The sequence below is a fragment of the Vibrio sp. 1401 genome, assembly GCF_033340295.1.
This window is the reverse complement of record NZ_JAWOWF010000882.1, coordinates 1-507: the sequence shown is the minus strand read 5'-3', so window position 1 is coordinate 507 and position 507 is coordinate 1. Positions and strand designations below refer to the sequence as shown.

Annotated in this window: 1 protein-coding gene; it reads right to left on the bottom strand. The window is 48.1% G+C overall.

The features are described from left to right. The coding region (locus R7Z77_RS28690; protein ID WP_318137476.1) for a QueG-associated DUF1730 domain-containing protein at positions 1–449 on the bottom strand (449 nt) is incomplete at its 3' end. Positions 450–507: the final 58 nt, after the last annotated feature.

Below are 507 nucleotides of genomic sequence, written 5' to 3'. Positions count from 1 at the left end.
AATCCGGCCTTTTGGGCTAAAGGGCGCTCAAGTATTGGCGCAGAGTCGACAAAAGGGCGATAACCAAACTGACCCACTTCTTCTTCTATGAGCTTACCCAACTTGTTGAGCTGCTTTCTGACCAGCTTATGGTAATCACGCCCTAGCGCATAGCGGCTAATATAAGCATGATTTTTATTCGCGAGATTTGAAGCGAATTGCGCTTCTGGCGGTAGGTAGTCCATCCGGACGCTGATAACGCGAACGGTTCCCGGTAATAACTCATTGGGTCTGGCGCGCATCATTCCGTGACGAGCCATCCAATCCATTGAGCCGTGATAGCCAGCATCTAGCCATTTTTGTAGTGCGGCTTCATGTTCACTAAGATCAACGTCGCAGATGCCCACTTTTTGAAAGCCGAGCTCTTTTCCCCAAACTTTGATTTGTTGTGCGAGTTGTTCGTAGTTCATGTTTTATCACCGAGATAAAGGGGGGCGGGATCTTAACGGATCTATTCTATTGGTGCTA